Consider the following 15,297-nt stretch of genomic DNA (forward strand, 5'->3'; position numbering starts at 1 on the left):
GAATATGCAGCGGCTTGGCCGGGAACTGATGACCACCAGCGAGATCCCCACCAAGCCAGGAGATAAATGTATCTTGCAGCTTCGGGGTCTCCCGCCTTTCCTGTCCCCGAAGTATGACTTGAAAAAGCACCCGAATTACAAGTACACAGCCGAATTTGATAAAAAGAAAAACGCCTTCCGCTTGGAAAGCCTGTTCCGCCACCGGCCATTGAGACTAAAGCCGGAGGACGAATACACGGTGTACGGAGTGGATGGCTCCGACACAGACGAAGAAGCTGACCTGTTGAATTTCGATGATCTGGACAGCGACGAGTTCGTGTAACTTCGGGCCATGATGACCCGAAGCGCCGCCGATGTGGGCGGCTTTTTTTGTACCCAAAACCATCAAACAAACAAAATGGAGGAACGTATATGGAATTTTTCAATCAGGCAATCGACATTCTCAAAATTCTGGTTATGGCTCTTGGTGCCGGTCTGGCGGTATGGGGCGTCATCAACCTTCTGGAAGGTTACGGGTCGGATAACCCTGCGGCAAAATCACAGGGCATTAAGCAGCTCATGGCTGGCGGCGGTGTCGTTCTGATCGGCCTTCAGCTTATCCCTCTGCTGTCCGGCCTGTTCAGCTAAGTGTCACCCATTGTCCCTTTTCCAGAAAAGGAGCTGATGTATGGACTTTATCATCGACGCAATCGTTGAATGGCTGAAAGGTCTGCTCGCCGATGGTATCATGGGAAATCTGGACGGCCTTTTCGATAACGTCAATCAGAGCGTTGGCGAGATCGCCACACAGGTAGGCACGACCCCGGCGGACTGGAACGCCGGGGTCTTTTCCATGATACGACAGATCTCCGAAACTGCCATTCTGCCAATCGCCGGGGTCATCCTCACTTTTGTTATGACCTATGAACTGATACAGATGCTCATAGAACGCAACAACCTCCATGAAGTTGACACATGGATGTTTTTTAAGTGGGTGTTCAAAACCTTTGTGGCTGTGATGATCCTGACGAATACCTTCAATATCGTGCTGGCGGTCTTTGATGTGAGCCAGCATGTGATACAGCAGTCAGCGGGCATTATCCAGAACGGGACAGAGATCACGCCGGATGTGCTGGACAGTCTGCGGACAGAGCTTGAGGCGATGGAGTTAGGTCCTCTGTTCGGACTCTGGCTACAATCCTTCCTGATCCAGCTTACCATGATTGCCTTAAACATCGTGATCTTCGTCATCGTATATGGCCGTATGATTGAAATTTATTTACTCACAAGTTTAGCGCCTATCCCGTTTGCCACAGTCCCCAACAGGGAAACCGGACACATGGGGCAGAACTATTTCCGCTCCCTCTTTGCGGTGGGCTTTCAAGGTCTATTGATCTTAGTCTGTGTCGCCATCTATGCGGTGCTGATCCAGAGTATCGCCACCGACGGCGACCCCATCGGGGCAATCTGGGGCTGTGTGGGATATACGGTGCTGCTGTGTTTTACCTTATTCAAAACAGGCAGTCTTGCAAAATCCATCTTCGGCTGCCATTAAGAGACTTCGGGCCATGCTGACCCGAAGCGGAAAGGAGGCGGTATGCCCCGGCGTTACAAACAGGGTGCGGACGGACAGCCGCACCCGGCTTTCTACGGAAAGCTCCCCGAAGAATTTTCTAAAGCAGACACCATGCGCTTTATGGTGGAAACCGATCTGAAACTGTCCGGGTGCGTATCGGCGGACACGCTGGCGGCACTCCGGGCGAAGGCTATGACTACAAGGACGGGAACCTTGTTCCCGCCGGAAAGGAGGAAACCATGCAGGAAAAGGTTGCAAACACCACCCCGGCCGCACCGTTGAAGCTGGATGTAAGCGTGCGGGTCATCGAACCTGTGAAAAATCTGATGGGCTTTGCCAGCGTGAAATTCAATGACTGCTTTGTGGTGGAAAATCTGAAAATCGTACAGGGCAGCAAGGGGCTCTTTCTTGGGATGCCCAGCCAGCCAGACGGCAAAGGCGGCTACCGGGATATGGCCTACCCTGTCACAAAGGAGTTCCGGGAACAGCTCAATACCGCTGTTCTGCAAGCCTATGAAGTAAAGCTGGAACAGATGGCGGAGCGCGGCTCTGCCGGGCGTGCGTCCATCAGTGAACAGCTCAAGGCCGGGAAAGCGGCTGCCGAACAGGCAAAAGCGGAACGCCCCCCGAAGGAAAAGCCCAGCCGTGGTGCGGAGCGTTGACCTCGGGCCATGCTGGCCCGAAGCGGAAAGGAGGCGAAACCCATGCCACGCAAACGGACGGGCTATGACGCGGCCTGCTACTATGACGGCAAGCTGCTGGGCCGCTGTACCAAAGCGGACAGCGACGCCTATACCCTGTTGATGAACGCCTGCGGCGGGGAGGCCGCCCGGGTCCTGCGGGAATATGCCTATTTTTCCCCGGAACTGAAAGCCATCTTAGAAAAGGCGGCGCTCATGCAGGCGGACCGGAGCCGGACAGGCGGAATGTTCCATGCGCCGAAAAGTTCCCCGTGGGGCGAGGTGCAGAGCTGTGAAACCCTCTGTCCGGGGGTGTTTCTGGTATCTACCGCCAGCCACGGCGGAACGATGGTGGCAAATGAGGTAGCCGCCGTCCTCTCCCCAGCGGCGAAAAAGTGCGGCTTCAAGGATAAGGGCTATATCTGCTATGAGGAGGACGCACAGGAAAGTGTGGTGCTCCGGGAGCTGCTGGACAAAAAACTGTGGAACATCCCTGACCGCATTAAGGACAAAGGACAGTTTGAAGAAAAGCTCAATCAGTCCATCCGGCAGTATCACCCCGAATACTGGCGGGCAAGGCAGAGCGGACGAGAAGCCGTCGAAGCTGCCCGCAGCACAGCCCCGGCCAAAGAAGCCGCAAGATAACCTCGGGCCATGCTGGCCCGAAGCAGTAAAGGAGGTGTACCAAAATGGCCTATGTGCCAGTACCAAAAGACCTTTCCAAAATCAAAACAAAGCTGGCCTTCAACCTAACGAAGCGCCAGCTTGTTTGTTTTTCCAGCGCGGCGGCGGTGGGCCTCCCGGCTTACCTGTTTTCCCGTGGCAGTATCGGGAACAGTGCCGCCATGTTCCTGATGATCGGCCTCATGCTCCCGTTCTTCTTTTTGGCTATGTATGAACGGGACGGCCTTCCGCTGGAAAAAGTGCTGAAAAACATCATCCGCACCCGGTTCCTCTATCCCCGTGTGCGGCCTTACAAAACCGAAAATTTCTATGCGCTGCTTAGCGCCAGAAAGGAGGCGCAGCCGATTGCGAAACAGCAGAAGGGCCGGAAAGCCCGCAGGCAAAAAGCCTGAAAAGCAGGGCCTTCTCGGCCTGTTCACAAAGGGAAAGAACATTCCCACCACCGCCCAGCAGACCCTCCCTTACCGGGAAATGTACCGGGACGGGGTGTGCCGGGTAGCGGACCGCTATTACACCAAAACCATTGAATACGAGGACATCAACTATCAGCTCGCACAGTCCGAAGATCAGGCGGCCATCTTTGACGGGTGGAGCGCCTGCCTCAACTACTTTGACAGCAGCCTTCCGTTCCAGCTTTCCTTCCTCAACCACCGGAGCCGCCCGGGCAGCCGGTACAGCGTGAACATCCCCATGCAGGACGATGATTACAACAGCGTCCGGTGTGAGTATGTGGAAATGCTGGAAAACCAGATCGCCAAAAGCAACAACGGCATTGTCCGCACAAAGCTCCTGACCTTCGGCGTGAATGTGGACGACCTTTCCACCGCCAGGGCAAGGCTGGAACGTGTAGAGGCGGACATTTGCGGGAACTTCAAAAAGCTGGGCGTCAAGTGCCGATCCCTTTCGGGGCTGGAACGGCTGGAGCTTCTTCACGGGCAGCTCCACCCCGGCAGCGGCTCCCCCTTCCGGTTTTCATGGGATATGATCCCCAAAACCGGGCTTTCCACCAAAGACTTTATCGCCCCGGACAGTTTCGATTTTCGTTTCAGCCGACTGTTCCGGGTGGGGACGACTTGGGGCGCCGCCTCCTACTTGCAGATTTTGGCCTCGGAGCTCTCGGACAAGCTGCTGGCGGAGCTTTTGGAAATGGACGCGGAAATGACCATCACTCTCCATATCCAAACCGTCGATCAGGCCGCCGCCGTAAAATCCATCAAGGCCAAAGTCTCCGACATTGACAAGATGAAGGTGGAGGAACAAAAGAAGGCAGCCCGGTCAGGGTACGACATGGACATACTCCCGCCCGACCTTGTGACGTACAGCAACGACGCAAAGACTCTCTTGGAAGATTTGCAGAGCCGGAACGAGCGAATGTTCCTGCTGACCTTCCTTGTAGTGAACATGGCCCCGACCCGCCGGGAGCTGGACAACGACCTGTTCACGGTATCTGGTATCGTTCAGAAATACAACTGCACCTTGAAGCGGCTGGACTTCCAGCAGGAGGATGGTTTTCTTTCCAGCCTTCCGCTGGGCCATAACGGCATTGAGATCAAGCGCGGCATGACGACCAGCTCCACGGCCATTTTCGTTCCCTTTATGACGCAGGAGCTCCGCATGGATGGCGAAGCCGTCTATTACGGGCTCAACGCACTTTCCCATAACGTCATCATGGCAAACCGGAAAAAGCTCAAAAACCCCAACGGCCTGTTCCTCGGCGTGCCGGGCTCCGGCAAATCCTTTGCCGCAAAGCGGGAGCTTGTGAACGTGTTCCTTGCCACCCGTGACCGGATCATTGTGGTGGACCCGATGGGCGAATACTCGCCCCTTATCAGGCGGCTGGGCGGACAGGTCATCGAGATCGCCCCGGACAGCCCCCACCACATCAATCCGATGGACATTGACCTGAGCTTTGACGAGGAAAACCCGATGGCGCTGAAAGCCGACTTTATCCTGTCGCTGATGGAGCTGATCGTCGGCGGCAAGGACGGCTTGCAGCCGGTGGAGCGGACCGTCATTGACCGCTGTGTACGCCAGATGTACCGGGAACACTTGCAGGACCCGGAAACAAGCAAAATGCCGACCCTCCAAACCCTGTATGACCTGCTCTGTTCCCAGCCGGAGGGCGAGGCGGTACGGCTGGCAACTGCCCTTGAAATCTATGTGTCGGGTTCCCTTAACGTGTTCAACCATGAAACCAATGTGGACCTGAACCGCCGTCTGGTATGCCTTGACTTAAAAAAGCTGGGGGCCGGACTTCGGACGATTGCCATGCTCATTATGCAGGACTTGGTAAACTCGCAGGTGTCCATGAATTTCCTGCGCGGTATCGCTACATGGTGCTACTTCGACGAATTTCATGTGCTGCTCCGTGACCGTCTGACGGCAAGCTATTGTGTGGCGATCTGGAAAATGCTGCGAAAAAAAGGGTGCGTTCCCAGTGCTTTAACGCAGAACGTAAAGGATTTTCTGGCAAGCCCGGAGATTGAGAACATCTTTGAAAACTCAGACTTCCTTGTGCTGCTCTCGCAGGCACAGGGGGACCGGCAGATTTTAGCCAAACAGCTTGGGATCAGCCCCCACCAGCTTTCCTATGTGACCCATACCAATTCCGGCGAAGGGCTGCTGTTCTTCGGGAATACCACCATCCCGTTTGTTGACCGCTTCCCGCAGAATACCGAGCTGTACGCCATTATGACCACCCGCCCGGAGGACAAAAAACAGGAAATGAACCGGGCATAACGCACTTCGGGCCATGATGGCCCGAGGTTTGGAAAGGAGGGATACATCATCGGAAAGAAACCGGATAAACGGAATTTTCAAAGGCCGGGGCCGACGGAGGATACCGGGAGCAATCGCCCCGGACCGGCTGAACGGGAAGGGCCTTCCCCCGCACCGTCCCGACGCCTGCGGTTTGAGGACGAGGATACCGGGCAGGACAGTCCTTCGGGCCACGATGACCCGAAGTCCAAAAGCGGCAAGTTTCAAGCGGACAGCCGGAAAAGCCGTCCCTCTGACCGCATGAGGCAGGAAGATGAAGCGGGCGGGCCGCAGGATACCGGCAAGGCACAGGAGCCGGAGGGCTCCGCCGAGAAGGCCGGGAGCAAAAAGGACAAGTACCAGAAAGCACAGGCAAAAGCGGAACACGCCGGGGGAAAGCTGGGAAAGGCCCGGGAGAAGCTGGATAAGGTCGAGGCGAAACGGGCGGCGCAGAAGCCGCCGGGGCTTGCAAAAAAAGCTGTCCGGGGAGCCCGTACAGAAGCATGGTTCTATGTCCACAACAAGATACACGAGGTCGAGCATGAAAATGTAGGTGTGGAAGGAGCCCATAAATCCGAGCTGGCCGCAGAGGCCGGAACCCGGAAACTGACCCGCTATGCCAAACGCCGCTGGCAGGAACACCCGGCCCGGAAGGTGGCAAAGTGGGAACGGAAGGACATAAAAGCCCGGGCCAATGTGGATTTTCAGAAGATGGACTCCGAGCACCCGGAACTTGCCAGCAATCCGCTTTCCCGTGTGCAGCAGAAATGGAAACTGAAACGCCGGTATTCCAAAGAGGCAAAGGCGGCTGCAAAACAGGGCGCAAAGGCCGCAAGGAAAACCGCTGCCGCTTCGGGAACTGCGACCCGTCGGGCGGCGCAGTTTGTGACCCGTCATCCAGTGGCGGTGCTGGTCCTGCTCCTGCTGTTGCTGCTCTGTTTTCTTGTGTCGGCGGTAAGTTCCATTTTCCCCACGCTTGGCAGCGGCCTTGCCAATGCGTTATCCGGCACTTCCTACGCCTCGGAGGATACGGACCTGTTGGGCGTGGACGAGGACTACACGGCACTGGAAAACGAGCTGGCGCAGACGGTAGCGAACATTGAAAGCACCCATCCCGGCTATGACGAGTACCGCTATTCCGTGGACGAGATCGGCCATAACCCCTATGAGCTGGCGTCCTATTTCTCTGCAAAGTACCATGTCTATTTCCGGGAACAGGTGCAGGACGAGCTGCGAGAAATCTTCGAGGCACAGTATGAGCTGACCTTGACGGAGGAAGTCGAGATACGCTACCGCACCGAAACCAGCACCGACCCGGAGACCGGGGAAACCACCACCGAGGAAGTTCCCTATGAGTATTACATTCTCAATGTGACCCTCACAAACAAGACGCTGCCTGCCGTGATCCTGCCGAGGCTTAACGAACAGCAGCGGGAAATCTACATCGTTATGCAGCAGCTCAAAGGCAACAAACCCTATCTGTGGGAAGGGATTTACAACGGCGGCGAAGATACCGGCCCCAGCTATGAGATACCCGGCGAGGCGCTGGATGACCCGGCTTTTGCGGCGCTCATGGAAGAAGCCACAAAGTACATCGGCTGGCCCTATGTGTGGGGCGGCTCCAGCCCGTCCACCTCCTTTGACTGTTCGGGCTTTGTCTGCTGGGTGTACACGGCCAGCGGCGTCCACAACCTGCCCCGTACCACGGCGCAGGGCATTTATAACCAGTGCGCTATCATTTCCCCCTCCGAGGCAAAGCCCGGCGACATTATCTTTTTCACGGGAACCTATGACAGCCCCGGCCCTGTGTCCCATGTGGGGATTTATGTGGGCGACGGGATGATGCTCCATTGTGGTTCGCCCATCCAATACGCAAACATCAATTCAAGCTACTGGCAGACACATTTCTATGCCTTCGGGCGTTTGTGAGCCAGAGGAAAGGAGTCCTTGCATGAACAAGATCGACAAGCTCGATAAGGAACTGGAAAAAGCCCGGGAGAAGGCTGCCGAGTGGCAGGCCAAAATCCGGGAGCTGGAAAAGCAGAAACAGGAGGAAGAAAACAGCCAGATCGTGCAGGCGGTGCGCTCCCTTAAACTGACGCCCGCCCAGCTGATGGCATTTCTGAATGACCCCAAAAACAGCCTTACCGCTTCGGGCCATACTGACCCGAAGCCGGAGGCACCCGAAAAGGAGGACACAGCCCATGAAGAAAATTAAATACCGCAGGCTGGCGGCGATGGCTGCCAGCCTTTTGTGTTGCCTGATCTTTACAGTCCCGGCTTATGCACAGAGCAGCGAGCCGCAGCCGGAGACAGCTCCCTCCCCGGCAGAAACCGAAGCGGAGCCGGAAACCCAGAACCCCTTTACCCCGGACGGGACGGGAACCGTGGTGGACAACGCCACCGACGAGGATGGAAAGGAGTTCTACACCATCACCACAGCAGACGAAAGCGTGTTTTATCTGGTGATCGACAAACAGAAAACCAGCGAGAACGTCTATTTCCTCAATACCGTTACCGTAGACGACCTTCTTCCTCTTGCCGAACAGGGCAAGGAACCGCCCAAAGAAGTGACCCCGGAGCCAGAGCCAAAGCCCACTGAACCGGTGGAGGAAGTACCGGAACCCGAGCCGGAGAAAAAGGACAGCCCCCTTCTCTCTCTGCTCCTGATTGGTGCGGTGGTGCTGGCCGGCGGTGGGATTGGTTACTATTTCAAGATTTACAAGCCGAAGCATGAGGCCCCGGATTTGGAAGATGATTACTGCGAATATGAGGACGGGGAGCTGGAGGAGATCGCAGAGGAACCCGAGGACGAAGATACCCCGCCGTGGGAGGAAGATACGGAGGAATGAGAATGAATTTTACAAGCAGCCCTTTTGAACGAATGATGAAGGAAGTACCGCACCCCGGCTGGGACAATGACGACCCTTGTAAGGGATGCCGTTACTACAAGGAGTGCAAAGGAAAGAAAAAACAGTGCCGGAAGAAGTTCCGGGCGCTGATCGTGGAGTCCCGCCCTTCGGGCCATCGTGGCCCGAAGTCTTAAATGGACGCCCGGGAGCTGACCCGTGACGAGAAGAAAAAAATCCGTTCTCTGGTCACGGGGATGTGCGCCAACTATGACCGGGAAAGCGGCCTGTGCCTTCCTCTGGACTGTGCCTGCTATATGCTGCACAAGTGCTGGACAGGGGCGTACTGCCGTTATTTCCGTGAGGCTGTCCTGCCCCTTGACCCGGAGCTTCAAGCGGCGCTGACAACGGAAGGCATCTCCCCGGAGCTGCGGGCCTGTGCGGTCTGCGGAAAGGCATTTCTGCCCGAGGGGCGTCAAGCCTACTGTTCCGACGCCTGCAAGGCCGAAGGGAACCGCCGGAAAAGCCGGGAACGCATGAGGAAAATGCGGGAGAAAAGGCCGGGCGGCTGTTACGATTTGCCGCCTCCGAAGGCTTGACATTCCGGGCTTTTTTGAGGGTGTTTCCGGGGTGGGAATATCTTATTACATTTCTCCCCGGTCTGCCCTCTTATTTCGTAACATCCAGCACTTCGGGTCATGTTAGCCCGAGGCACAGAAAGGAGGTATCTCTTGGAGACAGTACAAGGATATGTGATTTTGAAAGCTGCCACCTTTGAAACCGGACACGGCTTTGCGCTGGGGCATAATCCGGGAGCGCCGAGCCCCTTTGTGACCTGGCAGTTTACCGAGGGGGAAAACGGCCATCGGGATTACTACTGGGGCCGCTATGGAACCAGTCAGGCGTGGGCGCAGAGGGACTTTGACCGCCGGGTGGACGACTATCAGCAGTTTTACCATGCGGCGGTCAAGCATACCGAGCTGGGACCGGAGGGCGTTTACCGCTATTATTCCACCCAGCGGCCCGTGGACATAGGAACTTACCCGAAGCCGCTGGATAACCAGCCTCTTTCCATCGTCAACTACGATGATGACAGGCGGCGTCCTGTGGCAGACGGCAGGCTGATGGCATGGGGCGAACTGACCTACGCAAAGCCGCTGACCGAAAAGCAGATGGAGGATTATGAGCTGAAACCAGCACCGGGCAATCCTGACCGGGTGCGCCCATCCATTACTGCCCGGCTCAAAGATGAAACCAGAGGGCAGGAACCCCCGAAGGAACCCGGCCAGAAGCGAAACCATAAAAACCATGAGGAACGATAAAGGAGGATCGCCATGCACGAAAAAGACAACTATCTGAAAACCGCCGAGCTCTCCACAGAGCAGAACTGCAACATGATCGACGGCGTACCCAACAACACGCCCATCCCGCCCACGCCCCCGGAGTTGGACGCAAAACCGCTGGATAAGGTAAAGGAGCCCAAAGAACGCCGGAAAGGCCGGGAGCTGGAACGCTGATGGAGAACCGCAAGCGGAATGTCCATCTGCACGTCATGGTAACACCGGACGAGCTGGCGGCCATCCATGAGCGGATGGCCGAGGCGGGCATTTCCAACGCCGGGGCTTATGTACGGAAAATGGCTCTGAACGGGTATATCCTGCACATCGACCTTACGCCCGTAAAAGAGCTGATCTCTCTGCAACGGCGCTGTTCCAACAATCTCAATCAGGTCGCCGTACACGCACACACCTATGGCGTGTACCCGGAGGAAATCGACGGATTGAAGCGGGACTATGAAAAGCTGTGGGGCGAGGTGTCAAAGGTGCTGCGGGAGCTTTCCGAGCTGGTGGCAAAGTAAGACGAGGGCGGCAGGCTTCCGTTGCGGGGCTTGCCGCCCTGCTCTTTTTTTACCACTTCGGGCCAGTATGACCCAAAAGTTTGGGACAGGATTTACTAATCTTTCGCAACATTTATGTCCCCGGGCAAGCATGATAAAATAGAGGTAGGAAGGATAGATAAAGGAGGTTTTGAAGATGAAGATACTGCTGAAAATATTGGTTGCTCCCTTTGCTTTGGCGCTGTCCCTTCTGGCGGCTCTGCTGGTGTTTCTGTTTGAGATTTGTGCCGTCCTGCTGACGATTGCCTCTGTGATCCTGGCGGTGCTGGGTGTCGCTCTTTTTTTCACGCCGACGCCCATAGGCGGGATTGTATTTCTGTTTCTTGCCTTCCTTCTTTCGCCGTATGGACTGCAAGCGGCGGCGGGCTCCCTTCTTTGGGCGCTGGACGGAGGCAAATCCGCTCTGTACCGGTTTCTGGCAAGTTAAGCAGCCTCGGGCCATACTGGCCCGAAGTCGGGGCGGTCTGAATGGGCCGCCCCTTTCTCATGGAAAGGAGGAATGATTTTTGGCTACCACAACTTTGTTACAGCGCCATGCGGGCGAAGGCGAAACGATTGCTGAGGCTATCCGGGATTGTCTGGACTATGGCAAGGACCCGGAGAAAACAGAAAGCGGAAAGTATATCTCCGCTTATGAATGTGATCCGGCCACCGTGGCGGACGAGTTCCTTTTGGCAAAGGCCAGCTATGCCGCTATGACGGGCCGGGAACAGAAGAAAGAAAATAATGTGCTGTGCTATCAGATACGACAATCCTTCTATCCGGGCGAGATCACCCCGAAGGAGGCGAACCGTATCGGCTATGAGCTGGCTATGCGCTGGACAAAGGGGCGGCACGCTTTTATCGTTACCACGCACACCGATAAGCAGCACATCCATTGTCACATTTATTACAACTCCACCACCCTTGACTGCACCCGGAAATTCCGAAATTTTTGGGGCTCCAGCTTCGCCCTTCGGCGGCTCTCTGACAGGCTGTGCCTTGAAAACGGGCTATCCATCGTGGAGAACCCGAAGCCCCGGAGCAAGGGCAAGTATCGGAACTATGGAGAGTGGCAGAAAGACCGGAAAGGGCCGCTTTCCTATCAGGACAGGCTGCGCCTTGCCATTGATACTGCGTTGGCGGAACGCCCCGCTGATTTGGACGAATTTCTCAATTTGATGAAGCGGGCCGGGTATGAGGTCAAGACGGTTCGGGGCGGCGGTATCAGCTTCCGGCTGACCGGGCAGGGACAGGAACGCTTCACCCGTCTGCGTGCCTCCACGCTGGGGGACGGCTACGACTTGCAAGATGTTCTGTCCACCATTGAGGGCAAAGAAAAACACCCCGGGCGCTCGGAGCGGAAAATCAGTCTGGCGGTGGATATTCAAGCAAAGCTGGCTGCCGGTAAGGGGCCGGGATATGAACGCTGGGCGAAGGTATTTAACATTAAGCAGATGGCCGCCGCTCTTGCCTATATACAGGACAATAACCTGACCGATTATGAGCAGTTGGCGAAGAAAGCCACCGAGGCGGCAGACCGTTTCCATGTTATTTCCGAACAGGTCAAGCAGACGGAACAGGCCATGAAAACCAATGCCGGGCTAAAGACCGCAACGGTTCAGTATGCCAAAACCCGTCCAGTCTTTGAGCAGTATAAGGCGACGAAGTACAGCCGGAAATTCCTTGCGGAGCATGAGGCCGACCTTGAACTGTACCGGGCTGCACAAGCGGAAATGCGCTCTCTGCTGGGCGGGGCTAAGCTCCCTAAAATGGATGTGCTGAAGGAAGAAGGTCGTAAGCTCACAGCAAAGAAAAAACAGCTCTATGGAGAATACCAGAAGGCACGACGGGATATGCAGGAGATCGTCACGATCAAAGCGAACATTGACACTCTGATGGGCTACACCGAACCGGGAAGAAAGCAGGAAAAGGAGCATTAAGGTTATGAAAACAAGGAGCAAAGCGACGCTGACACTTCGGGCCATGTTGGCCCGAAGATACGGGTTTGGGGCGAGCCCCAACAAGCCGCCTTTGTGCCACTTGTGGCCACAGAGGCATTGCTTGCCACTTAGCGGCAGCCCCTAAAATGGCGCAAAAAAACAGAGGCCCTTATTCTGGAACCTCCGTTTCTCTGGCTTTCTTAATGCCCTCGGCTGTGGCTTCTATCACGACAAGCTCTTTTTCATTCATGGAGTTTAGAAGTACATCAATGTGCTTTCTGCAAGAGCTTGACCTTGCCCCTCCGTCCGCATGAATAAACTGGTCAACTGAAACGTCAAACATGGTAATGAGTTTAACAAAAAGGTCGAAACTGGGATACTGACCTTTGTTCTCAATATTCATAATGGTACGGGAGTCACGGTCTACTAATTCCGCAACATAGGCTTGTGTCCAGCCCTTTTCTTCTCTGGCTCTTTTGAGAGCCGCCCCGAGGCCGTGAAAGTCAAACCTTCTTTCATCTTGGTTCATTCTCATATCACCCTATATCATTGTACATTTCGGGTTGGATTATGAAAATGTAATGAAATATGATGTAAGGTGGTATTTCATTTCCGCTATGTTTTCTTGAACCTTGAAAACACAAACATCCATTCATTCATTGACATTATTTTTTCTCTGTGTTATACTGTTATACACAATAGCATAACAGTTAAAACACACGGAGGATGCAGAAATGAAACTGATTATTTCAAATGTATCTGGCGTCCCCATATACGAGCAGATTAAACAGCAGATCAAGGCGGCTATTTTATCTGGCGAGCTTCAAGCCGAAGAAACTTTGCCCTCCCTTAGAACACTTGCCAAAGACCTAAAGATCAGCGTCTTAACAGTGACAAAGGCATACACAGAATTAGAGCAAGAGGGCTTTGTTAAAAATGTGCAGGGGCGCGGATGTTTCGTAATGGGGTCTGGTTCAGAACTGATTAAGGAGCAGCTTATTTGCAAAGTAGAAAACAATCTCACCGAAGCAATAAAAGCTGCAAGAATGGCAAATCTATCCACAGAGGAATTACATCGCCTTTTGGACATTTTAACGGAGGTAAAAACAGATGACTAATTATTTAGAGGTAACGAATCTTTCAAAATCTTTTGATTCTTTTCAACTTCACAATATCAGCTTTACTTTGCCAAAGGGGTATATTATGGGCTTGATCGGCCCGAATGGTTCTGGCAAAACAACGACAATCAAACTGATTTTGAATATGCTCAAGCGCACCGGCGGCACAGTCAAAGTGATGGGGCTGGATAATATCGCAGAAGAACAAAAAGTAAAATCAGAGCTGGGCGTTGTTTTCGATACAAATTATTTCAGTGATGATTGGAAAGTGTCGCAGGTTGAAAAATCCATTTCGGTATTTTATCCAAATTGGGACAGCCAGAAATTTGCGGATATGTTACGGAAATTTCACATTGCACCAACCAAAAAGGTAAAAGAACTTTCCAAAGGTATGCAGATGAAGTTAATGCTTGCCTGTGCGTTTTCATACGACGCCAAACTGCTGATCCTTGACGAGCCGACCAGTGGACTTGATCCGGTTTCCAGAGATGAACTTTTGAAAATTCTTTCAGAGTATATTGAAGATGGCGAACATAGTGTTTTGTTCTCCACCCATATCACAGGCGATTTGGAGCGTGCAGCCGATTATATTACCTACATCAGTTATGGCGAGTTGTTCTTTACTGGCAGCAAAGATGATTTTGTAGATATGTTCCGCATTGTAAAAGGTGGAATTGAGGAACTGTCCGATGATCTGAAAAATAAGGCGGCTGGTATTCGTACATTCCCTACGGGATTTGAGGCTCTGATGAAAACCGAAGATATTAACGATTTCTCCAACCTGACTGTTGAGCCTGCCACTATTGATGAAATTGTAGTGTTTACAAGCAAGAAAGGTGACGATTATGAGTAATATTTTGAAATCCACAAAATTAGATATTGCATTGGTAAAACCATATTTTAAGACGATTTGCTTTACCCTGCTTCTGCCGATTGTGTTTGCCGCAATCAATCGTTCTTTACTGACAGGGGTATCATTTGCTATGTGCTTTATTGCCATGACGACGGGATATACCTTTTCCATCACAGAAAAAAACAGTATGGATCGGCTGTTTGGTATTTTACCGGTTCGTAAAAGTGAGCTTGTGATCGGACGCTATGTTTTCGTCCTTGCAATGGGGCTTCTTTCCTTGATTATTTCTTTGATTGCACAGCCGCTTGTCTTGAAAGTGCTGGGTGAAACAGTTGGCGTATTTGATATTGTAACTGCCGCTATTGCAGGAGTATTCTTATTTGCACTCTATACTGTGTTCCAGATTCCGGGATATTACAAGTACGGCTCAATCAAAGGACGGGTATTTATGTATATTCCAGTGGCCGGTTTTTTGGTGACTTTACTTCTTCTCTCTAAAATGCCAGCTATCGGGAACTCAATTATTTCAGTCGTTGAATCTTCTCCGATACTTCTCGTTTTCCTTGCGGTTTTTGCTATTGTCGTGATGTATGCGGTTTCAATCTTCTTGTCCATTCGGGTTATGAAGAATAAGGAAATGTGAGGTGATTGTATGGATTTCACAATTTTGGCAGTTGTGCTTTTGATTGGTGTTGGCGTTCCTATCCGTAATAAACTCATACGGAAATATCGGGATAAGAAAAAGAATGATCGCAATTCGGAGTGAACAATATGGAGAAAACAGAGTTCATCCGCTGCCCAGTCTGCGGGAATAAAACACGCGACAAAATTCGGGAAGATACCGTACTTAAAAATTTTCCTCTCTTTTGTCCAAAATGTAAAAGTGAATGTCTAATCGACATTGAACAATTCCATATAACCGTTATCAAAGCGCCAGACGCACAGCCGCAGAGCCGATAACATAAAAGGAGAACACTCTTTT

General features: G+C 53.2%; 22 protein-coding genes and 1 pseudogene. 22 read left to right on the top strand and 1 reads right to left on the bottom strand.

The window, feature by feature from the left end:
• From ACT8X9_RS09860 to ACT8X9_RS09945, 18 genes and pseudogenes are all read left to right on the top strand, one after another.
• Positions 1 to 322, top strand: a pseudogene (locus ACT8X9_RS09860) (VirD4-like conjugal transfer protein, CD1115 family); the annotation flags it as partial.
• Between the two features lie 89 nt (positions 323 to 411).
• Positions 412 to 627 (top strand): Maff2 family mobile element protein, encoded by a 216-nt coding sequence (locus ACT8X9_RS09865; protein ID WP_016306504.1) that lies wholly within the window; start codon positions 412 to 414, stop codon positions 625 to 627.
• 40 nt (positions 628 to 667) lie between these two features.
• Positions 668 to 1,534, top strand: coding sequence for a VirB6/TrbL-like conjugal transfer protein, CD1112 family (locus tag ACT8X9_RS09870; protein ID WP_444268867.1), 867 nt, complete (start codon positions 668 to 670; stop codon positions 1,532 to 1,534).
• 42 nt (positions 1,535 to 1,576) lie between these two features.
• Entirely contained in the window at positions 1,577 to 1,837 is a 261-nt protein-coding gene (locus ACT8X9_RS09875) for a hypothetical protein (RefSeq protein WP_444268868.1), read from the top strand.
• On the top strand, positions 1,795 to 2,217 hold the full coding sequence (locus ACT8X9_RS09880; RefSeq protein ID WP_444268869.1) for a septation protein SpoVG family protein: 423 nt from the start codon (positions 1,795 to 1,797) through the stop codon (positions 2,215 to 2,217). The genes ACT8X9_RS09875 and ACT8X9_RS09880 overlap by 43 nt, the downstream gene beginning before the upstream one ends.
• A 42-nt stretch (positions 2,218 to 2,259) precedes the next feature.
• The gene (locus ACT8X9_RS09885) at positions 2,260 to 2,880 is read left to right on the top strand and encodes a DUF7007 domain-containing protein (protein ID WP_330421273.1); all 621 of its coding nucleotides are present in this window, start codon (positions 2,260 to 2,262) and stop codon (positions 2,878 to 2,880) included.
• A 44-nt stretch (positions 2,881 to 2,924) separates the two neighbouring features.
• Positions 2,925 to 3,311 carry a PrgI family protein gene (locus tag ACT8X9_RS09890; protein ID WP_003500106.1) on the top strand — a complete coding sequence of 129 codons (387 nt, stop codon included), beginning with the start codon at positions 2,925 to 2,927 and terminating at the stop codon, positions 3,309 to 3,311.
• The gene (locus ACT8X9_RS09895; RefSeq protein ID WP_444268870.1) at positions 3,229 to 5,658 is read left to right on the top strand and encodes a VirB4-like conjugal transfer ATPase, CD1110 family; all 2,430 of its coding nucleotides are present in this window, start codon (positions 3,229 to 3,231) and stop codon (positions 5,656 to 5,658) included. The genes ACT8X9_RS09890 and ACT8X9_RS09895 overlap by 83 nt, the downstream gene beginning before the upstream one ends.
• A 279-nt stretch (positions 5,659 to 5,937) precedes the next feature.
• Positions 5,938 to 7,605: a CD1108 family mobile element protein gene (locus ACT8X9_RS09900; protein WP_444268871.1), complete on the top strand. Its 1,668-nt coding sequence runs from the start codon at positions 5,938 to 5,940 to the stop codon at positions 7,603 to 7,605.
• Positions 7,606 to 7,627: 22 nt separating this feature from the next.
• On the top strand, positions 7,628 to 7,894 hold the full coding sequence (locus ACT8X9_RS09905; RefSeq protein WP_005927622.1) for a DUF4315 family protein: 267 nt from the start codon (positions 7,628 to 7,630) through the stop codon (positions 7,892 to 7,894).
• Entirely contained in the window at positions 7,881 to 8,528 is a 648-nt protein-coding gene (locus tag ACT8X9_RS09910) for a DUF4366 domain-containing protein (protein WP_444268872.1), read from the top strand. Before ACT8X9_RS09905 ends, ACT8X9_RS09910 begins: the two co-directional genes overlap by 14 nt.
• 2 nt (positions 8,529 to 8,530) lie before the next feature.
• Positions 8,531 to 8,722: a hypothetical protein gene (locus ACT8X9_RS09915; RefSeq protein WP_270844312.1), complete on the top strand. Its 192-nt coding sequence runs from the start codon at positions 8,531 to 8,533 to the stop codon at positions 8,720 to 8,722.
• The gene (locus ACT8X9_RS09920; protein WP_015567060.1) at positions 8,723 to 9,124 is read left to right on the top strand and encodes a cysteine-rich VLP domain-containing protein; all 402 of its coding nucleotides are present in this window, start codon (positions 8,723 to 8,725) and stop codon (positions 9,122 to 9,124) included.
• 99 nt (positions 9,125 to 9,223) lie between these two features.
• Positions 9,224 to 9,847 (top strand): defense against restriction DarA-related protein, encoded by a 624-nt coding sequence (locus tag ACT8X9_RS09925; RefSeq protein ID WP_444268873.1) that lies wholly within the window; start codon positions 9,224 to 9,226, stop codon positions 9,845 to 9,847.
• Positions 9,848 to 9,859: 12 nt separating this feature from the next.
• Positions 9,860 to 10,042, top strand: coding sequence for a DUF4316 domain-containing protein (locus tag ACT8X9_RS09930; protein ID WP_003500078.1), 183 nt, complete (start codon positions 9,860 to 9,862; stop codon positions 10,040 to 10,042).
• Positions 10,042 to 10,383, top strand: coding sequence for a plasmid mobilization protein (locus ACT8X9_RS09935; protein WP_005927607.1), 342 nt, complete (start codon positions 10,042 to 10,044; stop codon positions 10,381 to 10,383). The genes ACT8X9_RS09930 and ACT8X9_RS09935 overlap by 1 nt, the downstream gene beginning before the upstream one ends.
• A gap of 175 nt (positions 10,384 to 10,558) precedes the next feature.
• On the top strand, positions 10,559 to 10,849 hold the full coding sequence (locus ACT8X9_RS09940) for a CD1845 family protein (RefSeq protein WP_118564839.1): 291 nt from the start codon (positions 10,559 to 10,561) through the stop codon (positions 10,847 to 10,849).
• Between the two features lie 79 nt (positions 10,850 to 10,928).
• Positions 10,929 to 12,344 (top strand): relaxase/mobilization nuclease domain-containing protein, encoded by a 1,416-nt coding sequence (locus tag ACT8X9_RS09945; RefSeq protein WP_444268874.1) that lies wholly within the window; start codon positions 10,929 to 10,931, stop codon positions 12,342 to 12,344.
• A gap of 169 nt (positions 12,345 to 12,513) precedes the next feature.
• Here ACT8X9_RS09945 and ACT8X9_RS09950 read toward each other — a convergent pair whose 3' ends face one another.
• Positions 12,514 to 12,879, bottom strand: a complete 366-nt coding sequence (locus ACT8X9_RS09950; RefSeq protein WP_004064252.1) for a helix-turn-helix transcriptional regulator — start codon at positions 12,877 to 12,879, stop codon at positions 12,514 to 12,516.
• A 199-nt stretch (positions 12,880 to 13,078) separates the two neighbouring features.
• On the opposite strand from ACT8X9_RS09950, the gene ACT8X9_RS09955 reads away from it, so the two are divergent.
• The 4 genes from ACT8X9_RS09955 to ACT8X9_RS09970 all read left to right on the top strand — a co-directional run bounded on the left by ACT8X9_RS09955 (position 13,079) and on the right by ACT8X9_RS09970 (position 15,275).
• A complete protein-coding gene (locus ACT8X9_RS09955; protein ID WP_002578893.1) occupies positions 13,079 to 13,462 on the top strand; it encodes a GntR family transcriptional regulator in 384 nt (127 codons plus the stop codon).
• Complete coding sequence (locus ACT8X9_RS09960) at positions 13,455 to 14,315, top strand: ABC transporter ATP-binding protein (protein WP_109258364.1); 861 nt, start codon at positions 13,455 to 13,457, stop codon at positions 14,313 to 14,315. Before ACT8X9_RS09955 ends, ACT8X9_RS09960 begins: the two co-directional genes overlap by 8 nt.
• Positions 14,308 to 14,958: an ABC-2 transporter permease gene (locus tag ACT8X9_RS09965; protein ID WP_015542934.1), complete on the top strand. Its 651-nt coding sequence runs from the start codon at positions 14,308 to 14,310 to the stop codon at positions 14,956 to 14,958. Before ACT8X9_RS09960 ends, ACT8X9_RS09965 begins: the two co-directional genes overlap by 8 nt.
• A 128-nt stretch (positions 14,959 to 15,086) precedes the next feature.
• Positions 15,087 to 15,275: a cysteine-rich KTR domain-containing protein gene (locus tag ACT8X9_RS09970; RefSeq protein WP_006861335.1), complete on the top strand. Its 189-nt coding sequence runs from the start codon at positions 15,087 to 15,089 to the stop codon at positions 15,273 to 15,275.
• Positions 15,276 to 15,297 lie beyond the last annotated feature (22 nt).

This window comes from Faecalibacterium sp. (genome assembly GCF_052358865.1).
In the GTDB taxonomy this organism is placed as follows: Bacteria; Bacillota; Clostridia; order Oscillospirales; family Ruminococcaceae; genus Faecalibacterium; species Faecalibacterium butyricigenerans.

Coding starts and splice junctions, on each gene's coding strand:
- ACT8X9_RS09905 (WP_005927622.1), top strand. CDS start 7,628: ATGAACAAGATCGACAAGCTCGATAAGGAACTGGAAAAAGCCCGGGAG.
- ACT8X9_RS09915 (WP_270844312.1), top strand. CDS start 8,531: ATGAATTTTACAAGCAGCCCTTTTGAACGAATGATGAAGGAAGTACCG.
- ACT8X9_RS09970 (WP_006861335.1), top strand. CDS start 15,087: ATGGAGAAAACAGAGTTCATCCGCTGCCCAGTCTGCGGGAATAAAACA.
- ACT8X9_RS09895 (WP_444268870.1), top strand. CDS start 3,229: ATGCGCTGCTTAGCGCCAGAAAGGAGGCGCAGCCGATTGCGAAACAGC.
- ACT8X9_RS09940 (WP_118564839.1), top strand. CDS start 10,559: ATGAAGATACTGCTGAAAATATTGGTTGCTCCCTTTGCTTTGGCGCTG.
- ACT8X9_RS09865 (WP_016306504.1), top strand. CDS start 412: ATGGAATTTTTCAATCAGGCAATCGACATTCTCAAAATTCTGGTTATG.
- ACT8X9_RS09870 (WP_444268867.1), top strand. CDS start 668: ATGGACTTTATCATCGACGCAATCGTTGAATGGCTGAAAGGTCTGCTC.
- ACT8X9_RS09890 (WP_003500106.1), top strand. CDS start 2,925: ATGGCCTATGTGCCAGTACCAAAAGACCTTTCCAAAATCAAAACAAAG.
- ACT8X9_RS09960 (WP_109258364.1), top strand. CDS start 13,455: ATGACTAATTATTTAGAGGTAACGAATCTTTCAAAATCTTTTGATTCT.
- ACT8X9_RS09910 (WP_444268872.1), top strand. CDS start 7,881: ATGAAGAAAATTAAATACCGCAGGCTGGCGGCGATGGCTGCCAGCCTT.
- ACT8X9_RS09875 (WP_444268868.1), top strand. CDS start 1,577: ATGCCCCGGCGTTACAAACAGGGTGCGGACGGACAGCCGCACCCGGCT.
- ACT8X9_RS09925 (WP_444268873.1), top strand. CDS start 9,224: ATGTTAGCCCGAGGCACAGAAAGGAGGTATCTCTTGGAGACAGTACAA.
- ACT8X9_RS09920 (WP_015567060.1), top strand. CDS start 8,723: ATGGACGCCCGGGAGCTGACCCGTGACGAGAAGAAAAAAATCCGTTCT.
- ACT8X9_RS09900 (WP_444268871.1), top strand. CDS start 5,938: ATGAGGCAGGAAGATGAAGCGGGCGGGCCGCAGGATACCGGCAAGGCA.
- ACT8X9_RS09965 (WP_015542934.1), top strand. CDS start 14,308: ATGAGTAATATTTTGAAATCCACAAAATTAGATATTGCATTGGTAAAA.
- ACT8X9_RS09950 (WP_004064252.1), bottom strand. CDS start 12,879: ATGAGAATGAACCAAGATGAAAGAAGGTTTGACTTTCACGGCCTCGGG.
- ACT8X9_RS09880 (WP_444268869.1), top strand. CDS start 1,795: ATGCAGGAAAAGGTTGCAAACACCACCCCGGCCGCACCGTTGAAGCTG.
- ACT8X9_RS09930 (WP_003500078.1), top strand. CDS start 9,860: ATGCACGAAAAAGACAACTATCTGAAAACCGCCGAGCTCTCCACAGAG.
- ACT8X9_RS09935 (WP_005927607.1), top strand. CDS start 10,042: ATGGAGAACCGCAAGCGGAATGTCCATCTGCACGTCATGGTAACACCG.
- ACT8X9_RS09885 (WP_330421273.1), top strand. CDS start 2,260: ATGCCACGCAAACGGACGGGCTATGACGCGGCCTGCTACTATGACGGC.
- ACT8X9_RS09955 (WP_002578893.1), top strand. CDS start 13,079: ATGAAACTGATTATTTCAAATGTATCTGGCGTCCCCATATACGAGCAG.